At 59.6% G+C, this 17814-nt stretch carries 17 protein-coding genes; 12 read left to right on the top strand and 5 right to left on the bottom strand.

Annotated elements, in window-relative coordinates; all coding sequences use genetic code 11:
• Positions 1 to 7: 7 nt before the first annotated feature.
• Both ahcY and ACR0IM_RS10690 read right to left on the bottom strand, forming a co-directional pair.
• On the bottom strand, positions 8 to 1396 hold the full coding sequence (gene ahcY / locus ACR0IM_RS10685; protein ID WP_480592033.1) for an adenosylhomocysteinase: 1389 nt from the start codon (positions 1394 to 1396) through the stop codon (positions 8 to 10).
• 101 nt (positions 1397 to 1497) lie between these two features.
• Positions 1498 to 1812 carry a hypothetical protein gene (locus ACR0IM_RS10690; protein ID WP_480641434.1) on the bottom strand — a complete coding sequence of 105 codons (315 nt, stop codon included), beginning with the start codon at positions 1810 to 1812 and terminating at the stop codon, positions 1498 to 1500.
• A 205-nt stretch (positions 1813 to 2017) separates the two neighbouring features.
• On the opposite strand from ACR0IM_RS10690, the gene ACR0IM_RS10695 reads away from it, so the two are divergent.
• Both ACR0IM_RS10695 and ACR0IM_RS10700 read left to right on the top strand, forming a co-directional pair.
• Positions 2018 to 2611: an HD domain-containing protein gene (locus ACR0IM_RS10695; protein ID WP_480641433.1), complete on the top strand. Its 594-nt coding sequence runs from the start codon at positions 2018 to 2020 to the stop codon at positions 2609 to 2611.
• Positions 2612 to 2836: 225 nt separating this feature from the next.
• Complete coding sequence (locus ACR0IM_RS10700; RefSeq protein WP_480641432.1) at positions 2837 to 3406, top strand: CHAP domain-containing protein; 570 nt, start codon at positions 2837 to 2839, stop codon at positions 3404 to 3406.
• Between the two features lie 49 nt (positions 3407 to 3455).
• Here ACR0IM_RS10700 and ACR0IM_RS10705 read toward each other — a convergent pair whose 3' ends face one another.
• Positions 3456 to 4010 carry an ActR/PrrA/RegA family redox response regulator transcription factor gene (locus tag ACR0IM_RS10705; RefSeq protein WP_058283361.1) on the bottom strand — a complete coding sequence of 185 codons (555 nt, stop codon included), beginning with the start codon at positions 4008 to 4010 and terminating at the stop codon, positions 3456 to 3458.
• Positions 4011 to 4086: 76 nt separating this feature from the next.
• Complete coding sequence (locus ACR0IM_RS10710; protein WP_480592025.1) at positions 4087 to 4707, bottom strand: SCO family protein; 621 nt, start codon at positions 4705 to 4707, stop codon at positions 4087 to 4089.
• 92 nt (positions 4708 to 4799) lie between these two features.
• On the opposite strand from ACR0IM_RS10710, the gene regB reads away from it, so the two are divergent.
• The 10 genes from regB to ACR0IM_RS10760 all read left to right on the top strand — a co-directional run bounded on the left by regB (position 4800) and on the right by ACR0IM_RS10760 (position 17395).
• Positions 4800 to 6197, top strand: coding sequence for a sensor histidine kinase RegB (gene regB, locus ACR0IM_RS10715; protein WP_480681870.1), 1398 nt, complete (start codon positions 4800 to 4802; stop codon positions 6195 to 6197).
• Between the two features lie 60 nt (positions 6198 to 6257).
• Positions 6258 to 7763 carry a PAS-domain containing protein gene (locus tag ACR0IM_RS10720; RefSeq protein WP_480681872.1) on the top strand — a complete coding sequence of 502 codons (1506 nt, stop codon included), beginning with the start codon at positions 6258 to 6260 and terminating at the stop codon, positions 7761 to 7763.
• Between the two features lie 41 nt (positions 7764 to 7804).
• Positions 7805 to 8278, top strand: a complete 474-nt coding sequence (gene tsaE / locus ACR0IM_RS10725; protein ID WP_480592020.1) for a tRNA (adenosine(37)-N6)-threonylcarbamoyltransferase complex ATPase subunit type 1 TsaE — start codon at positions 7805 to 7807, stop codon at positions 8276 to 8278.
• Positions 8275 to 9279, top strand: coding sequence for an aminoglycoside phosphotransferase family protein (locus tag ACR0IM_RS10730; RefSeq protein WP_480681873.1), 1005 nt, complete (start codon positions 8275 to 8277; stop codon positions 9277 to 9279). Before tsaE ends, ACR0IM_RS10730 begins: the two co-directional genes overlap by 4 nt.
• The gene (locus tag ACR0IM_RS10735; protein WP_480681875.1) at positions 9276 to 9962 is read left to right on the top strand and encodes a nucleotidyltransferase family protein; all 687 of its coding nucleotides are present in this window, start codon (positions 9276 to 9278) and stop codon (positions 9960 to 9962) included. Before ACR0IM_RS10730 ends, ACR0IM_RS10735 begins: the two co-directional genes overlap by 4 nt.
• Positions 9955 to 12882: a double-strand break repair protein AddB gene (gene addB, locus ACR0IM_RS10740; protein WP_480681877.1), complete on the top strand. Its 2928-nt coding sequence runs from the start codon at positions 9955 to 9957 to the stop codon at positions 12880 to 12882. The genes ACR0IM_RS10735 and addB overlap by 8 nt, the downstream gene beginning before the upstream one ends.
• Positions 12879 to 16238, top strand: a complete 3360-nt coding sequence (gene addA, locus ACR0IM_RS10745; RefSeq protein WP_480681879.1) for a double-strand break repair helicase AddA — start codon at positions 12879 to 12881, stop codon at positions 16236 to 16238. The genes addB and addA overlap by 4 nt, the downstream gene beginning before the upstream one ends.
• 60 nt (positions 16239 to 16298) lie before the next feature.
• Entirely contained in the window at positions 16299 to 16619 is a 321-nt protein-coding gene (gene trxA, locus ACR0IM_RS10750) for a thioredoxin (RefSeq protein WP_480681880.1), read from the top strand.
• 66 nt (positions 16620 to 16685) lie between these two features.
• A complete protein-coding gene (locus ACR0IM_RS10755) occupies positions 16686 to 17036 on the top strand; it encodes a Lin0512 family protein (RefSeq protein WP_480641424.1) in 351 nt (116 codons plus the stop codon).
• The gene (locus ACR0IM_RS10760) at positions 17033 to 17395 is read left to right on the top strand and encodes a Lin0512 family protein (protein WP_480681882.1); all 363 of its coding nucleotides are present in this window, start codon (positions 17033 to 17035) and stop codon (positions 17393 to 17395) included. Before ACR0IM_RS10755 ends, ACR0IM_RS10760 begins: the two co-directional genes overlap by 4 nt.
• A gap of 57 nt (positions 17396 to 17452) precedes the next feature.
• On the opposite strand, the gene ACR0IM_RS10765 is transcribed toward ACR0IM_RS10760, so the two are convergent.
• Positions 17453 to 17647 (bottom strand): DUF1127 domain-containing protein, encoded by a 195-nt coding sequence (locus tag ACR0IM_RS10765; RefSeq protein WP_480592006.1) that lies wholly within the window; start codon positions 17645 to 17647, stop codon positions 17453 to 17455.
• Positions 17648 to 17814: the final 167 nt, after the last annotated feature.

Raw genomic sequence — 17814 nt, forward strand, 5'->3', positions numbered from 1 at the left:
ACGGAAATCAGTAACGATAATGCTCGGGCTTGTACGGGCCTTCAGGCTTCACGCCGATGTAAGCGGCCTGCTCGTTGTCCATCTTGGTCAGTTTGACACCGATGCGGTCCAGATGCAGGCGGGCCACTTTCTCATCCAGATGCTTGGGCAGGATGTAGACCTTATTTTCGTACTCGTCACCCTTGGTGAACAGTTCGATCTGCGCCAGAACCTGGTTGGTGAACGAGGCCGACATCACAAAGGATGGGTGACCGGTGGCGTTGCCGAGGTTCAGCAGACGGCCTTCGGACAGCAGGATGATGCGGTTGCCCGAAGGCAGCTCGATCATGTCCACCTGTTCTTTGATGTTGGTCCACTTGTGATTCTTCAGGCTGGCCACCTGAATCTCGTTGTCAAAGTGGCCGATGTTGCCGACGATAGCCATGTCCTTCATCGCGCGCATATGGTCGATGCGGATCACGTCCTTGTTGCCGGTGGTGGTGATGAAGATATCCGCGCTGGCGACTTCGTCTTCCAGCAGGGTAACTTCGAACCCGTCCATCGCAGCCTGCAAGGCGCAGATCGGGTCAACTTCGGTCACTTTCACACGGGCACCAGCGCCGCGCAGCGATGCGGCCGAACCTTTGCCTACGTCGCCGTAGCCGCAAACCACTGCAACCTTGCCGGCCATCATGGTATCAGTGGCGCGGCGGATACCGTCGACCAGTGATTCTTTACAGCCGTATTTGTTGTCGAATTTCGACTTGGTGACCGAGTCGTTCACGTTAATTGCCGGGAACGGCAGGTGACCGTCTTTGACCAACTGATACAGGCGGTTCACGCCGGTGGTCGTTTCCTCGGACACGCCCTGAATCTGATCACGCATCTTGGTGAACCAGCCAGGGCTTGCTGCCATGCGCTTGGCGATCTGGGCCTTGATGACCTCTTCCTCTTCCGAACCGGGAACCGGGATGATGTCTTCACCCGCTTCGGCGCGTGCGCCCAGCAGGATGTACAGCGTCGCGTCGCCGCCATCGTCCAGAATCATGTTCGGGCCTTCGTCGAACAGGAAGGATTTGTCCAGGTAATCCCAGTGCTCTTCCAGCGTCTGGCCTTTGATGGCGAAGACGGGGATGCCTGCCTCGGCAATCGCGGCGGCGGCATGGTCCTGCGTCGAGAAAATGTTGCACGACGCCCAGCGCACATCCGCGCCCAGCGCAACCAGTGTTTCGATCAGCACAGCTGTCTGGATGGTCATGTGCAGCGAGCCGACGATCCGTGCGCCTTTCAGCGGCTTGCTCTCGCCATATTCCGCGCGCAGGGACATCAGACCTGGCATTTCGGTTTCAGCAATATCCAGCTCTTTGCGGCCGAACCCGGCCAATGAAATGTCTTTAACGATATAGTCCCCGGCCATCAGGTGCTCCATTGAGGTAAATCACGTTCCGGCTGCCCCTAGCATTCCTTGGGGCAGGTGGCAACGTTATTGGCCGGAAACGGGGTATTCCGCCGTTCAATTCAGCTGGGTTGACCCTTTAGCTTAATCTTCGGGATCGCTTCAAAAAAATCTGTGCCAACGGCGACAATACAACTAATGCCGTTCGCCTGAGTCACCAGAACCGTGTAGCTTCCGGTTTCCTTCGAGGTCCAGACCTCCATGATCGTCTGCGCACCGCGTGTTTTCTGCAATCCGCCAAAGACCAGCTCTTCTGAATAGCTGTCCTGCAGCTTGGCGATCACGTGCTCGCGCTGTGCACAACTTTGGGCAAATGCGGGTGGGGCAGTGGCGGCCATTCCAAAGGCCATGGTGATTCCAAACAGTCGCTTAAACATAGCTAGCTCCTTTCGATACGAGTTACGTTCCGAGAGGGGCACACCAGGAGGAGCATGCGCCCCCCTCAGCACAAATGTCGGTATCACCACGCGCTGGTTCAAAGCACGTCTGGTCAAGAAAAAGTTGGCAGCTGGTGATCTCGACAGGTACATCATAACACAAAAGCGCGAAACTAACGTGTCCAACTTCACATGGTATGGCGGAATGGCAACACAACCTAGGGCATGGCAAAGAATGCTGTCGGGGCGCAGGCTGGACCTGCTGGACCCGACCCCTGTGGACATCGAAATCGAAGATATCGCCCACGGACTGGCCTTTGTGGCCCGTTGGAACGGCCAAACCGCTGGCGATTTCGCCTATTCCGTGGCCGAACATTCCCTGCTGGTCGAAGAGCTTTTTGGCCGGATTGCCCCCAAAACACCGGTGAAATGGCGGCTCGCGGCCTTGTTACATGATGCGCCGGAATATGTGATCGGAGATATGATCTCACCGGTGAAATCCGCCGTCGGACCCGATTACGGCGCGCTGGATGACCGGTTGGCGGCTGCGATCCACATCCGCTTTGGCCTGCCCGCTGCAGTGCCGAAAACGGTGAAACGTCAGATCAAAAAGGCCGACAAGATCAGCGCCTGGATGGAAGCCACCCAAATCGCGGGGTTCTCCGAGGCTGAAGCGACGAAGTTCTTCGGTCGCCCGGATCAGGCGGTGATGGAGGGTTTAAGGATAACGCTTAGGCCTCCAGTTGAGGTACGAGAGGCGTATATGGCACGGCATGAGGCGTTGATATCCTTGCTATAGAATACAAACCCGTTCCAATGTCGGCTCTCCTCCCATAGTGGGCTATGTTTTCAAGCCCGGTACTAGACATTAAAGATGCAACTTACGCTTCTGCTCATTCAGGTGTCTTCTCAATCGCGGAACGAGGAACCGGCGAAATCTTGCCGTGGAATAGTCTGGCCTCTTTTCACAACCCGTAAAGTCACCGTACAACCCCATTTGTCTTGCAACGGGCAATAGAGCTTCTTGAAAAACAGCGTACGCAAAACGAACACGCGCTGGCCGCGCTTGTCCGGCTCCGCCCGAACCGCAATTGCGTTGGGGCTTTTTGGTCTGGTCTCTGCCTGCACCGATAGCCCAACCAATGCAGAACTCGATCCTGAACGTCAATCGATGGCGTTGCGCGAGGTCTCGCAAAAGCAGGCCAGAGGGCAAAGGGTATGGTGTGTTCCCTACGCACGTAGCCTCAGCGGTATCGAAATTCGCGGCAACGCAAAGGACTGGTGGGGTAAGGCGCGCAGTACTTTTGATCGAGGCAGTGAGCCGGTTGTGGGCGCGGTCATGTCGTTTCGGGCGACCCACGGGATGCCGCTTGGCCATGTGGCTGTCGTGTCCAATGTTGTCACCGACCGGGAAGTCATTGTGAACCACGCCAACTGGCACCGAAACAAGGTATCCTTGAAAATGGGGGTCAAGGACGTATCCAAGCACAATGACTGGACGCTGGTTCGGGTCGAAAGCCTTCCGGGTCAGTATGGCAGCTTGTACCCAGTGAACGGGTTCATCTATCCGAACTCTGACAAGAAGACTAAATGAATATCCTCTGAACAGAAACCTGTTCAGATCGAACCCAATATACTGCTCACTATCGCGGGCTACGCTTCGCCAAAATCCGCTGCAATGTCCGACGGTGCATGTTCAAACGCCGCGCGGTCTCAGAGACGTTCCGGTCACACAGCTCATAGACACGCTGGATATGCTCCCAGCGTACACGGTCCGCGCTCATGGGGTTTTCCGGCGGCGGGGGCAGTTCGTCGCCCTTGGCCAGCAATGCGCTGGTGATGTCGGTGGCGTCGGCGGGCTTTGACAGGTAATCGGTCGCGCCGATCTTTACCGCTGCCACTGCGGTGGCAATCGCGCCGTATCCGGTCAGAACCACTACCCGGCTGTCGGGGCGCTTTTCGCGCAGCACTTCAACCACATCCAGACCGTTGCCATCCTCCAACCGAAGGTCGACGACCGCGTAAGCTGGTGGACGGGCGGTGGATATTGCGCGGCCTGCGGCGACGGAGCCTGCGGTTTCAACTTCGAACCCGCGCTTTTCCATCGCTTTGGCAAGACGTCTCAGAAACGGCTCGTCATCATCCACCAGAAGCAGGGATTTATCGGGGCCGATATCGAGGTCAGAGCTGTCCGCCATATTCTGTTCTTTCCGCTATTTCACGCCTTTGGCTTAAACATGAGTAATAGCAGCGCCATTTCAAAGGTCAAACGCATCAGAGCTTGTCCAGAAAACATCCAACCTTGTCGGCCATCTGCTCGGCGGTGTCGTCGCGGTTGAAAAACTCGAGGAAGCCGTGCTCGGGCGTCACCAGGTAGGTAAAGGTGGAATGGTCGACCAGGTAGTATTCGTCGCTCTTGTCATGTGCCCGGTAATAGGTCTTGTAGGCTTGGCTGGCGGCTTTGACCTGCTCGGGCGATCCGGTCAGTGCGATGGTCTTGCCGCCAAGGTTGAAGGCAAAGTCATCTACCACCGGCGGCGTGTCACGATCCGGGTCGATCGAAATAAACAGCGGCGTCACCGATTGGCCACGCTCGGCCAGAATATCGACGGCCTCGGCGTTGCGCGACATGTCGAACGGGCAGATATCGGGGCAAAACGTATAGCCGAAATAGACCAATGTCGGTTCGGTGATCACGTCCTTGTCGGTGACCGTTTCGCCCTTGCCGTTGACCAGCTCGAACGGGCCGCCAATTGCAGCAGTACCGCCCGCGATCTGCGCCGAACGGCATTGTGCGAACTGATCGTTCGATCCCGCCCCTCGCGTCAGCAGCCACATGGCGCCCAGACCGACGGCCAGAACAACGGTTGCAAGGATGGCGTAAAGGCGGATCATGGCATCAATCCTGGGATGAGAGGGGTTGTTGATCGTTTCGACGCGGACACCTATCAAGATGATCAGCCGATGCAACAGGACATAATAGACCGATGGCAAATTCCAACATCACATTATGGCGCAGTCAGGAACGCAGTAGCTGGATCCGCCTGCGCACGCTGATCCTGCTGCGCTGGGTGGCCATCATCGGTCAGTTTACCGCCATCACTGTTGCGCAGCAGTATTTTCAGGTGCAGCTGGAGTTGGCGCTTTGCTATCTGGCTATCGGTATTTCGGTCATGGGCAACACGACCGCCATTCTGCTGTTCCCGAAAAACAAGCGCCTGACCGAATTCGAAAACTTTCTGATGGTGTTGTTCGACCTCTCGCAACTGGCGATCCTGTTGTACCTGACCGGCGGCCTGAACAACCCCTTTGCCCTGTTGCTGTTGGGACCAGTGACAATCTCGGCCAATGTTATGAGCACGCGTTCAACTCTGATTGTTGGTACAGTGGCAATCGTGTTGACCAGCTTACTGGCTGAGTTTCACCTTCCATTGCGCACCGAACAGGGTCTCATACTGCAGATTCCGGATATGCTTCTGTTCGGCAACTGGGCGGCGGTTGTCATCGCGATCGTATTCATCGGGGCCTATTCTCACCGCGTCAGCGCTGAGGTGCAATCGATGTCCGAGGCGCTGGCCGCCACGCATATGGCCCTGGCGCGTGAGCAGAAACTGACCGATCTGGGCGGCGTGGTCGCAGCAGCAGCTCATGAGCTGGGCACGCCGCTGGCCACCATCAAACTGGCCAGTTCCGAACTGATCGAAGAACTGGATGACCGCCCCGACCTGAAGGACGACGCCGCTCTGATCCGCGAACAGGCCAACCGCTGCCGTGATATCCTGCGCGATATGGGCCGGGCTGGCAAAGACGACTTGCATCTGCGGCAGGCACCCCTGTCCACCGTGGTGCATGAGGCAGCCGAGCCGCACCTTCATCGGGGCAAGACCGTGCACTTTTCCGAAGGTCCGGCCGGGGATGGCGATGTGCAACAACCCTCGATCCTGCGTAAGCCCGAGATCATTCACGGGCTGCGCAACCTTATCCAGAACGCGGTGGACTTTTCCCGCGCAAACGTCTGGGTCGAGGCCGAATGGAGCACGGATCAGATCACCGTTAACATCATGGATGACGGGCGCGGGTATCCATCGCAGATGATTGGCCGGATCGGAGACCCTTTCATGCGCCGCCGCCGGGTCGAGAACGATCAAAGAACCCGCCCGGAATATGAGGGCATGGGGCTGGGCCTGTTCATCGCCAAGACCCTGCTGGAACGCAGCGGCGCCGAGCTGGATTTTGCAAACGGCGCGGACCCATACCAAACCCTATGTGACAATCCCGAGCGCCGAGGCGCGATTGTTCGTGTGTCGTGGCCGCGCAATATGGTGGATGCCCAGATTGGCGACACCCCCGTTCCGTCGGGTGAGAACCAGCAAATCCAGGTCTGAGTTAAGACCCCGTTAACCATTAACACGCATAGTTTCTTCGGTATAAGTTCCGGAGGTCGCATGGTCGACTGGATCATTTTGGCCGCGATCAGTCTGGTGTCTGCCAGCCTGGCCGTACAATGGCTTCTGCCCCGCCGACGGCACAAGGGTGACAATTTCGGATTGTCCACGCCCGCATCGCTGTATGATGCGGTGTTTCTGTTCGACGGCAACCGCCTGATCAGCCATTCCGATATCGCGCTCGAAGGGTTCGAAGCCGTCCGCGACTGGCCCGACCTGCGCCGCCTGTTAAAGCGGGATTTTCCCAGCTTTCCCGAAACCCCCGACCAAATTCGTCATCAGGGCTCGCTGGTCATTCCCCCGATCGACTGCACCGTCGAGCGGGACATTCTGTGCGAATGGGTTGACGGCATCGTCCGCGTTCAGCTTCGCGACAGCGCCGAACGCCCCACCCTGGTCCAGCGCGATGCGCAGGATCCGATCCGTCTGGCGATGGAGCAAGCTCCGTATCCTGTCTGGCTGCTGGATCATCAAGGCAATGTCCGTTGGTGCAATGCTGCCTATGTCACATTGGTCAGAAAGGTCCGTGGTCCCGATACCGATCTGACCGCGCCGCTGTTTCCCGGCGCGGACGGGGATGCGCGGTTGGGTGCAAAAACCCGCATCTCAATCTCGTCCGAGAGCAGTGAGAACAAGCTGTGGTTCGACCTGACGCTGGTCGATCACCCCGAAGGTCACCTGTGCTATGCCGTTGATATCAATGCCATTGTTGCCGCTGAAACCGCCCAGCGCAAATTCGTTCAGACCATGACGAAAACCTTTGCCCAGCTATCTATCGGGCTGGCGATTTTCGACCGCAACCGGCAACTGGCGCTGTTCAACCCGGCGCTGATTGACCTGACCACCCTGCCCCCGGACTTCCTCAGTTGCCGCCCCAGCCTGTCCAGTTTTTTCGACCGGCTGCGCGATCATCACATGATGCCGGAACCCAAGAATTACCGCAGTTGGCGCAGCCAGATGAATGATCTGCTCGAGGCCGCCGAGGACGGGAATTATCAGGAAACCTGGTCGCTGCCTTCAGGATCGGTCTATTCGGTCAGCGGGCGCCCGCATCCCGACGGTGCGGTGGCGTTCCTGTTCGAAGATATCACCGCCGAGATTACCCTGACCCGCCGGTTCCGCTCGGAAATGGACCTGATGCAATCGGTGCTGGACAAGCTGGCCGATGCAATCGCGGTGTTCGGCGATGACGGAACGCTGGCCTTCACCAACCGCGCCTATCAAGAATTGTGGGGGGCTTCTGATGAGACCGGGTTCGAACCGGATTCCGTGCTGGACGTGACCCGTAGCTGGCAGGACCAATGTGCCGCCACACCGCTGCTGGGTGAGGTTCGCGACTTTGTCGGGATGCGCGACAAACGCGCCGAATGGTCGGGTGAGATACGTATGCGCAACGGCACCGATCTGACCTGTGTCGTCAGCCCGATGCAGAACGGCGCAACGATTGTCCGGTTCGTGGTGGAGGAGCTTGCGACAACACAGCCTATCCGCCAAATCAGCGCCTGAACCGGGTTGCAGCCGACAGGGCCTGAGGTCATTGTGGCGCCATGACGTTGCACCCTCGTTCGATCACCCTGAGTTCGCCCGAAGAAACATCGCAATTCGCCGCGCGGCTGGGGGCGGAATTGCGCCCCGGCGACGTGGTGCTGCTTGAAGGTGTAATCGGCAGCGGAAAGACACATTTCGCCCGCAGCCTGATCCAATCCCTGATGACTGAGCCCGAGGATGTGCCCTCGCCCACCTACACGCTGGTGCAGGCCTATGACACACCGGCGGGCGAGATCTGGCATTGCGATCTCTACCGGCTGAGCGCCGTGGAAGAGATCGAGGAGCTGGGCCTGACCGAGGCATTTGATACAGCCATCTGTCTGATCGAATGGCCCGACAAGCTGGGTCCTCTGACCCCTGAAACTGCCCTGAAACTTAGCTTTGAAACAAATCCTGATACGATGGAAAGCCGCCATCTGACCTTGTCGTGGTCCGATCCGAAATGGCCCCGCAAGATGGAGAGCGCCGCATGACGAACCGCGCTGTGCTGGCCGAGGCGCTGATTGCACAAACACCGTGGGCCAACGCAAGGCGTGCGCCACTGGCCGGGGATGCCTCGAACCGCCGATACGAGCGTCTGACCGATCCCGAAACCGGCCGGACCGCCGTGTTGATGGACTCCCCTCCGGGCAAGGCCGAACCGGTCGAGAACTTTGTGCGTATGGCAAACCACCTGCGCTCTATCGGCCTCAGCGCGCCCGAGATTTATGCTGAAGATACGGAATTCGGCTTTCTGCTGCTGGAAGATCTGGGCGACGACCTGTTTGCCCGCGTTCTGAAGCAAGACCCAAAGATGGAGCGGCAGCTATACGAGGCCGCAACCGACGTTTTGATTGCGCTGCATCAGGCCCCCATCCTGTCTTTGCCCTCATACGGCCCATCCCTGATGACCGAGCTGGCGGCGTTGTCCTTCACCAAATACGCGCAGGCGGTTCTGGGTCAGCACGACACGGACGCGCGGCAACAGTTTGAATACCGGTTTTCGGACATTCTGCACCAGGAAACCTCGGGGACCAAAGTGGTGATCCAGCGCGACTACCACGCCGAAAACATGGTCTGGCTACCGGGCCGTAAAGGCGTGAAACGCGTGGGTTTGCTGGATTTCCAGACCGCCATGCTGGGCCATCCGGCCTATGACCTTGTGTCGATGCTGCAGGATGTCCGCCGCGACGTAGCCCCGGGCACCGAGATGCGAATGGTTAACCGCTATATCGCCGCGACCGGTGTGAATGATCACGATTTCCGCACCGCCTATGCCGTCCTGGGGGCGCAAAGGAACCTGCGAATTCTGGGCGTGTTTGCCCGTCTGGCGACGGAATACGGTAAACCTCAATATGTTGATTTTATCCCGGCCACGTGGGCACATCTGATGCGCGATCTGGACCACCCGGCACTTGCAACCATAGCTGATCTGCTACGTACGGCCCTGCCCGCGCCAACACCGGAAAACCTGGACAGGCTCAGACAGACATGACCCGACTTCCCGAAGCCGTGATGCTGTTTGCCGCCGGGTTTGGCACCCGCATGGCCGCGCTGACCAGAGACCGCCCAAAACCGCTGATCGAGGTCGCAGGCCGCCCCCTGGTCGATCATGCGCTGGATTTGGTAGATGATCTGGGTCCGGAACGTGTCGTGGCCAATCTGCACTATCTGCCCGATCAGCTTGAGGCCCATCTGGCCCCCAAAGGTGTCCTGTTGTCCCGGGAAGCACCCGAGATTCTGGAAACCGGCGGTGGGTTGCGCGCCGCATTGCCCCTGTTGGGGGCGAATCCGGTATTCACCCTGAACACCGATGCGATTTGGGCCGGGCCGAATCCTTTGACCCTGCTGCGCGATGCGTGGGATCCTGATCGAATGGATGCGTTACTGATGTGCGTACCTATCGACCAGACCATCGGGTACTCCGGCACAGGTGATTTCACCGCCGATGCCGAAGGCCGGATCACCCGTGGTCCCGGTTTGATTTATGGCGGAACGCAGATTCTCAAGACCGAGGGTCTGATGGCCATACCGGATAAGGCGTTCTCGCTAAACCTGCTTTGGGATCAAATGCATAGCCAAGGTCGCCTGTTCGCGGCTATTTATCCCGGCCGCTGGTGCGATGTAGGACGACCCGAAGGGATTACATTGGCCGAGGGGCTGATTGCGGATGTTTAAGCCCAGCGCCACACCTCGTGTCTTTGCCGTTCCGCCCGGATCAGATTTTCCCAAAGCACTGGTGGATGGGCTTCACCTACGCGGCACCAAACACCCACCCGAGGCCTTGGCACGTATTCAGCTTGTCGTGAACACCCGCCGCATGGCCCGCCGCGTACGGGATCTGTTCGATCAGGGGCCCGCTTGCCTGCTGCCGCGTCTTTCACTGGTCACCGATCTAGGCGAAAGCGCCGATCTGGCGCAAATTCCACCCGCCATTCCGCCGCTTCGGCTCCGGCTGAAACTGACGCAACTAGTCGCCAAGTTGTTGGAACAGCAGCCGGATCTGGCGGCGCGGTCCTCTCTGTTCGACTTGTCCGACAGTCTGGCCGCGCTGATTGATGAGATGCAGGGCGAAGGCGTTTTGCCTGATGCAATCCGGCAGTTGGATGTCAGCGACATGTCCGGGCATTGGGAACGCGCGCAAAAGTTCATTGGGATTGCCGATCAAATCATCGACTCCGGCCCAAATGCGCTGGACGTTCAGGCGCGGCAACGGCGTGTGGTGGAAAACCTGATCGACCGCTGGCAGGTGGCACCGCCGCAGCATCCCGTGATCCTTGCGGGTTCAACCGGGTCGCGCGGCACCACGCTGATGCTGATGGAGGCCGTCGCGCGCCTGCCCCAAGGCGCTCTGATTCTGCCCGGTTACGATTTCGATCAGCCGGATCACGTCTGGCAGGGGCTGGACGAGGCGCTGACGTCAGAAGATCACCCGCAATACCGGTTCCGCAAGCTGATGGCACGGCTTGATATGCAACCTGGTCAGATCGAACCTTGGACCGATGATCCTGCGCCCTCACCTGCCCGCAACAAATTGATTTCACTGGCGTTACGTCCCGCTCCGATCACTGATGCCTGGATGTCCGAAGGGCCGCAGTTGACCGATCTGGACGATGCCACGCAAACCCTGACACTGGTCGAGGCGCAATCCCCCCGGGCCGAGGCGCTGGTCATCGCGCTGCGACTGCGCGAAGCGGCTGAAACCGGCCAGACCGCCGCACTGATCACCCCGGACCGGATGCTGACCCGTCAGGTCAGCGCCGCGCTGGATCGTTGGAACATCCTGCCTGATGACAGTGCGGGCCTGCCGCTGCAATTGTCACCTCCGGGCCGATTCCTGCGCCATGTGGCAGGTCTGTTCGCCCGGCGGCTGGAAGGTGAGGCGCTGCTGACCCTCCTTAAACATCCGCTCTGCCATGGTGGCGGTGATCGCGGTGCACATCTGCTGCATAGCCGCGATCTTGAACTGGATTTGCGGCGTCACGGCCCACCATACCCTGACAGCGCCAGCCTGACCGCGTTCGCCATCCGCAAAGAGGTGCCCGAGAGTTGGATGCGCTGGCTGTCGACGCATTTCTGCGACCAGAATGTGAACGACGAACTGCCGTTGTCGGACTGGGTGACGCGCCTGCGGAGTTTGGCCGAGGCGATTTCCGCCGGTAGCGAGGGCGAAACCGGCCCGCTGTGGGAGAAAAACGCAGGTCAAAAGGCACTGTCGGTTCTGACAGCGCTAGAGGATGAGGCTGAACATGGTGGCCCGATGACCGCCCATGACTTCGCCGACCTGCTGGGTGCCTTGCTGGCCGGGGAAGAGGTCCGCGACCGCGACGCGCCGCATCCGCATATCATGATCTGGGGCACGCTTGAGGCACGGGTGCAGGGCGCCGAACTGCTGATCCTTGGGGGCCTCAACGAAGGCAGCTGGCCCGAAGCCGCTGCACCTGACCCCTGGCTGAACCGCCAGATGCGCGACAAGGCCAGGCTGTTGCTGCCCGAACGCCGCATTGGCCTGTCAGCCCACGACTTTCAACAGGCTGTCGGCGCGCCCGAGGTCTGGCTGACCCGCGCGACCCGGTCGGACGACGCCGAAACCGTGCCTTCGCGCTGGCTGAACCGGATGACGAACCTATTGCAGGGTTTGCCGGGGCAGGGTGGCCCTGTGGCTTTGTCGGCGATGCGTGGCCGTGGACAGTCGTACCTGCGTTGGTCGGAACAACTTGAAGCCGCGCCCCGGATCGACCCCGCACCGCGCCCGTCTCCACGCCCGCCGATCACCGCACGTCCGCGCCGTCTGAGCGTCACCGAAATCAAACGCCTGATCCGCGACCCGTACGCGATCTATGCCAAACATGTGCTGCGGCTGCGGCCCCTGGACCCTCTGGTTCAGGCCCCGGACGCCCTGTTGCGCGGGATTGTCATCCACGAAATCCTCGAACATTTCATCAAGGACAGTGTTTTTGACAGCGCCTTGCTGACCCGCGAGAACTTCCTGAAACGGGCCGAGACGCTGCTGGATCAACATGTGGCCTGGCCCACGGCCCGCAAACTCTGGTTGGCGCGATTGGAACGCATTGCCGACGACTTTCTGACCGCCGAAACCGCCCGGCGCGGCGACGGAGGTCCGGTGGCCTTTGAGGCCGCGATGAAACTGGTGCTGAGCCCTGTGGATTTCACCATCGCAGGCCGGGCGGATCGGATCGACCACAACAGTCGCGGCGCGCTGCGGATTGTGGATTACAAGACAGGCACGCCTCCGACCGAAAGCCAGCAAGCCAAGTTCGACAAACAATTGCTGATCGAAGCTGCGATGGCCGAGCGGGGCGCCATCGACGGAATCGACCCGATCCCCGTGGCCGAGGCTTTCTTTATTGGCATGGGCGGCACGTATAAAGAGGTCACAGCCCCGTTGGCCAAGGAACCGCCCGACAAGGTTCTTGCCGAGCTGACAGAGCTTGTTTCCGCATATTTAGAGCCTGATCAAGGCTTCACATCCCGCCGAATGCTGCACAAAGACACCGACATCGGCGACTATGACCATCTGGCCCGCTTCGGCGAATGGGATCGCACCGATGAGACCGATCCAGAGGTGCTGAAATGAGTGCACGCAACGACGCAACCGAGCGGCAGGTGCAGGCCGCACGGCCCGACGCCTCGACCTGGCTGGCGGCCAATGCCGGCTCGGGCAAGACGCGGGTTTTGACCGATCGGGTGGCGCGGTTGCTGCTGGGTGGGGTGCAACCGCAGCACATCTTGTGCCTGACTTACACCAAAGCCGCTGCCAGCGAAATGCAGAACAGGCTGTTCAAACGGCTGGGTGAGTGGGCGATGTTGGGCGACAGTACGCTGCTGGCTCAACTGACCGACCTGGGCGTGCCGGGCGTCATTGACTCCGACAGGTTGGCGCAGGCCCGCACCTTGTTCGCCCGCGCCATCGAGACGCCGGGTGGGTTGAAGATTCAGACGATCCACTCGTTCTGCGCCTCACTGCTGCGCCGTTTTCCGCTGGAGGCCGGGGTCAGTCCACAATTCTCGGAAATGGAGGATCGCGCGGCGGCATTGCTGCGGGAAGAAATCGTGGAAGATTTCGCCGGAGGCCCGCAAGCCGCGCTGATCGAGGATGTCGCGCGATTCGTCACCGATACCGGGTTTGAAAACCTGACCGCGGCCATCACTCATAAACGCAACTTGTTTGCGCAACCGCTGGACTGGCGCGACCTGCAGCAACGGTTCGACCTGCCGGAGGGGCTTGATGAAGACACCCTGCAGGCCCGCGTTTTTCTGGGCGGTGAGGTTGACCTTATCCGCTCGATCCTGCCAGCGCTAACCGAAAGTGGCGGCAACAACGCCAAAGCGGCTACCAAACTGTCGGCCTTCACCGAGGCGCGGATAAGCAGCCTTACTGTACTGGAAAGCGTGTTTCTGACAGGGAAATCCGCAAAGGAACCCTTTACAGCCAAGATAAACAGCTTTCCCACCAAGGCCCTGCGCGAAGGCGCGTTGGCCGCTCAGATGCCGCAGCTGGAATCCTTCATGCTGCGCATCGAGGCCGCGCGAGAGCAACGGTTGGCGCTGGTTGCGGCGCGCAAAACCCATGTGCTGCACCGCTTTGCCGCCGCCTTCCTGCCGGAATACGAACGCCGCAAGCAGCTGCGCGGCTGGCTGGATTTCGACGATCTGATCCTGCGCGCACGGCAAGTGCTGAACGACCCGGCCGTGGCGGAATGGGTTTTGTACCGGTTGGACGGTGGTATCGACCATATTCTGGTCGATGAGGCGCAGGATACCAGCCCCGACCAATGGGACGTGGTTGAAAAACTGGCGCAGGAATTCACCAGCGGGGAAGGGGCCCGTTCCGGGGTCGAGCGCACAATCTTCGTCGTCGGCGATAAGAAACAGTCGATCTATTCCTTTCAGGGCGCCGACCCGCAGGCTTTTGATCGGATGCAGGCCGAGTTTGGGCGCAGACTGGCAGAATCAGGCTCTAAACTTTGGGATTCGACGCTGGAGTATTCGTTTCGATCCTCCAGCGCGATCCTGACGCTGGTCGATATTCTGTTCGAGAACCGCGCCGAGGCCGGGTTTCACAAGGACAGCTTGCACCGTGCCTTCAAAGCTGATCTGCCCGGTCGGGTTGATCTGTGGCCAGTGGTCGAGAAGGTGGAAGAAGACAATGATGGCGACTGGACCGATCCGGTCGATCGCCCCGGCGCGCGGCACCACACCGTCATTCTGGCCGAGAAGGTGGCCCGGTCGATCAAGGACATGATCGACCGCGGAGAGACGATCCCTGAGGATGGCGACCCGTCAGGCACATTTGTACGCCGCAAGGTGCAACCAGGGGATTTCCTGATCCTCGTGCAGCGCCGCTCCGATCTGTTTGCCGAGATCATCCGAGCGTGCAAGGCCCTGCGCCTGCCCATTGCCGGGGCTGACCGCCTGAAAGTCGGCGCCGAACTGGCCGTGAAAGACCTGGCCGCGCTGCTGAGTTTTCTGGCCACGCCCGAGGACAGCCTGTCGCTGGCGACCGTGCTGAAATCACCCTTGTTTGGTTGGAGCGAACAGCAACTTTTCGACCTAGCGCATCGGCGGCAGGAGCAATTCCTGTGGGCTGCACTACGACAGCGCGTCGAGGAGTTTCCGAAAACACTGGAAATCCTGAACGACTTGCGCGGTCAAATCGACTTCCTGCGCCCCTATGACCTGATCGAGCGAATCCTGACCCGCCATGACGGACGGCGTAAACTGCTGGGGCGTCTGGGGGCCGAGGCCGAGGATGGCATCAACGCGCTGCTGTCGCAGGCGCTGGCTTATGAACGCACCGATATCCCCAGCCTGACCGGATTTCTCGTCTGGATGCAGACAGACGATCTGGAAATCAAGCGGCAGATGAGCGGCGTCGGCAACATGATCCGGGTGATGACGGTGCATGGATCCAAAGGGTTGGAGGCGCCGATCGTGATCCTGCCGGACACCGGCAAACGGCAGGCTCCGCGCGACGCCGAGATCATGGTGAGTGAGGGCACACCGCTGTGGAAAGTGCCTGCGGACGCATCGCCAGCCCTGATCGCCAAGGCACGAACCGAGGCGCGGACAAGGGAGGAGAATGAACGGCTTCGGCTTCTGTATGTGGCTCTAACACGTGCTGAAAAGTGGTTAATCGTGGGCGCGGCCGGGGATGTCGGCAAGGACGGAACCAGCTGGTATCAGATGGTCGAGGCGGCGATGGCGCGGGCAGGGGCCACTCAACTGTCAGAGACTGACACGTTGCGCCTGTCCCATGCGGATTGGGACGCGCTGCCGATTGTGGAACACACTGCGGCCGAGGTTGCCCAAACTCCGCTGCCGGACCAGTTCCTGAACACCGCCACGGCACCGGAGCCGGCACCTGAAACGCTCAGCCCCTCTGATCTGGGCGGGGCCAAGGCATTGCCCGGCGATACCGGTCAGGATGAAGAGGCCGCCAAGCTGCGCGGTACGCGTCTGCACCTGCTGTTGGAACACTTGTCGTCGGATACGCAAGAAAATTGGCCTCAGATCTGCGCCCGGGTTCTGCCCGATATGCAGGAAGTGGACAGGCAAGAGCTACTGACCGAGGCGCAAAACGTGCTGACAGCGGACCATCTGCAAGCCGTTTTTGCAGGCGACGCACTGGCCGAGGTTCCGGTGACTGCCGAGCTGAGCGGGCGGCGGATGCACGGAGTTATAGACCGGCTGATCGTGACGGATACCGAAGTGCAGGTGGTTGATTTCAAATCAAATGCCATGGTTCCCAGCAGCCCATCGGCCTGCCCCGAAGGCCTGTTGAGGCAGATGGGGGCTTATGCGCATGCGCTGGCCCAGATATATCCGGGTCGTGAAATCCGAACGGCAGTCCTTTGGACACGAACGGCGGAGCTTATGTGGTTGCCACACGATCTTGTGACGGATGCACTGGCCCGCACCCATATATCTTGACCTTGCCATGCCCGGCCCCTACGTTCTGATCCCGAGTTTACCCCATTCAGGAGACAGAAAATGTCGACCGTAGCCGTAACCGACGATACCTTTGACGCCGAAGTCAAGAATTCCGACATCCCCGTTGTTGTCGATTTCTGGGCCGAATGGTGTGGCCCCTGTAAGCAGATCGGCCCCGCTCTGGAAGAGCTGGCCGCTGAATACGGCGGCAAAGTGAAGATCGCCAAGGTGGATGTGGACAGCAACCCGAACGCGGCAGCCGCCATGGGCGTGCGCGGCATCCCGGCGCTGTTCATTTTCAAGGACGGTCAGGTTGTCTCGAACCGCGCAGGTGCCGCCCCGAAGGCTGCGCTGCAAAGCTGGATCGACGAATCCATCTGATCCGTTTCGATGCAGACAGATCAAAGGCGCCCCGCACTGGGCGCCTTTTTTACGCCGGAGGATCAAATGGCAAAAACACGGGTTCTTGTGGAATTCGGCATGGGCACCTCGCTGCGGCGGGAAGACTATACCGAGGCCGCGCTGCGGGCGATCAAAGACGCGTTGTGGCACAATTCGGTCAACATGGCCGAGCTGTTCGACTTCCCGAAAGAAGCGATGGTCATCGACGCCGAGATTGGGGTGCAGAAACCCGATCAGGTGGATCAGGACGCGCTGAAAGCCATCTTTCCCTATGGCCAGCCGAATATCACCGTCACGCTGGGCGGGTTGGATATCGAAAAACCGCATACCGCGGGACACACAGTCATTGCCAATGCGGCCATCGTTGTCTCGTTCGACATGGAGCCCGTGGGATGACCGAAAAACGCATCATACTTGAGATGGGCACCGGCAACGACCTGTATGGGCAGGATTACACCAAGGCGGCACGGCGGGCGGTGCAGGACGCGCTGCATCATTCCTCGATCACCCTGTTTTTCAAGCTGGGTATCGACCATTCCGAAATGCGCGTTATGGTCACGATTGGCGCACAGGAACCTGAGCGTGTGGATTGTGAACTAATAGCCGCTGATCTGCCTCGCGGCCGAGCCGAGGTGCGGGCCGTTAAAGGCGGTCTGGATATAGAAGACGCCGAAGCTGGTACCCGGCATGTCGTGGCTACAGCTGCGATTGAGGCCTTCTTGCCTGACCGTTCGGGTCAATACAAACTGGTGTGACAAAGAAAAAGCCGCTCGAATGAGCGGCTCATCTTTTGCGGTCGTACTGATCGCGGATCAGATATTCTTGATGTCCGCGCGGCACAGGCCGATATCTTCCAGCTGTGCGTCGCTCAGTTCCGACAGAACTTTGCGTGTCTTGCGGGTTTCATTCCACTCGGCAGCTTTTTCGAAAGCTGCGGTGAACGCGTCCACTACATGCAGGATGGTAGCTGCTCCGAGCGGCGCATGGATATTTGCGGTGGTTGCCATTTGCGCATTCCTTCAAACTGAAACAGCCGACCCTTCGTCGGTTGTAAGCCTCATTTAGGACCAGGCGGCGCGACTCACAATTGCTAGTCCGGTAACCCCGATTTGCGATTCTTGCATATCTTTTGAGCAGTTTGTGAACTGTTGCGCTGCGGGCGGGTCCGGCCCAT

This window comes from Ruegeria sp. BF6 (assembly GCF_056538665.1).

Excerpts from the sequence above, each read along its gene's own strand:
- ahcY (WP_480592033.1), bottom strand. The coding sequence starts at position 1,396 with ATGGCCGGGGACTATATCGTTAAAGACATTTCATTGGCCGGGTTCGGC.
- ACR0IM_RS10690 (WP_480641434.1), bottom strand. The coding sequence starts at position 1,812 with ATGTTTAAGCGACTGTTTGGAATCACCATGGCCTTTGGAATGGCCGCC.
- ACR0IM_RS10695 (WP_480641433.1), top strand. The coding sequence starts at position 2,018 with ATGGCAACACAACCTAGGGCATGGCAAAGAATGCTGTCGGGGCGCAGG.
- ACR0IM_RS10705 (WP_058283361.1), bottom strand. The coding sequence starts at position 4,010 with ATGGCGGACAGCTCTGACCTCGATATCGGCCCCGATAAATCCCTGCTT.
- ACR0IM_RS10710 (WP_480592025.1), bottom strand. The coding sequence starts at position 4,707 with ATGATCCGCCTTTACGCCATCCTTGCAACCGTTGTTCTGGCCGTCGGT.
- regB (WP_480681870.1), top strand. The coding sequence starts at position 4,800 with ATGGCAAATTCCAACATCACATTATGGCGCAGTCAGGAACGCAGTAGC.
- ACR0IM_RS10720 (WP_480681872.1), top strand. The coding sequence starts at position 6,258 with ATGGTCGACTGGATCATTTTGGCCGCGATCAGTCTGGTGTCTGCCAGC.
- tsaE (WP_480592020.1), top strand. The coding sequence starts at position 7,805 with ATGACGTTGCACCCTCGTTCGATCACCCTGAGTTCGCCCGAAGAAACA.
- ACR0IM_RS10730 (WP_480681873.1), top strand. The coding sequence starts at position 8,275 with ATGACGAACCGCGCTGTGCTGGCCGAGGCGCTGATTGCACAAACACCG.
- ACR0IM_RS10735 (WP_480681875.1), top strand. The coding sequence starts at position 9,276 with ATGACCCGACTTCCCGAAGCCGTGATGCTGTTTGCCGCCGGGTTTGGC.
- addB (WP_480681877.1), top strand. The coding sequence starts at position 9,955 with ATGTTTAAGCCCAGCGCCACACCTCGTGTCTTTGCCGTTCCGCCCGGA.
- addA (WP_480681879.1), top strand. The coding sequence starts at position 12,879 with ATGAGTGCACGCAACGACGCAACCGAGCGGCAGGTGCAGGCCGCACGG.
- trxA (WP_480681880.1), top strand. The coding sequence starts at position 16,299 with ATGTCGACCGTAGCCGTAACCGACGATACCTTTGACGCCGAAGTCAAG.
- ACR0IM_RS10755 (WP_480641424.1), top strand. The coding sequence starts at position 16,686 with ATGGCAAAAACACGGGTTCTTGTGGAATTCGGCATGGGCACCTCGCTG.
- ACR0IM_RS10760 (WP_480681882.1), top strand. The coding sequence starts at position 17,033 with ATGACCGAAAAACGCATCATACTTGAGATGGGCACCGGCAACGACCTG.
- ACR0IM_RS10765 (WP_480592006.1), bottom strand. The coding sequence starts at position 17,647 with ATGGCAACCACCGCAAATATCCATGCGCCGCTCGGAGCAGCTACCATC.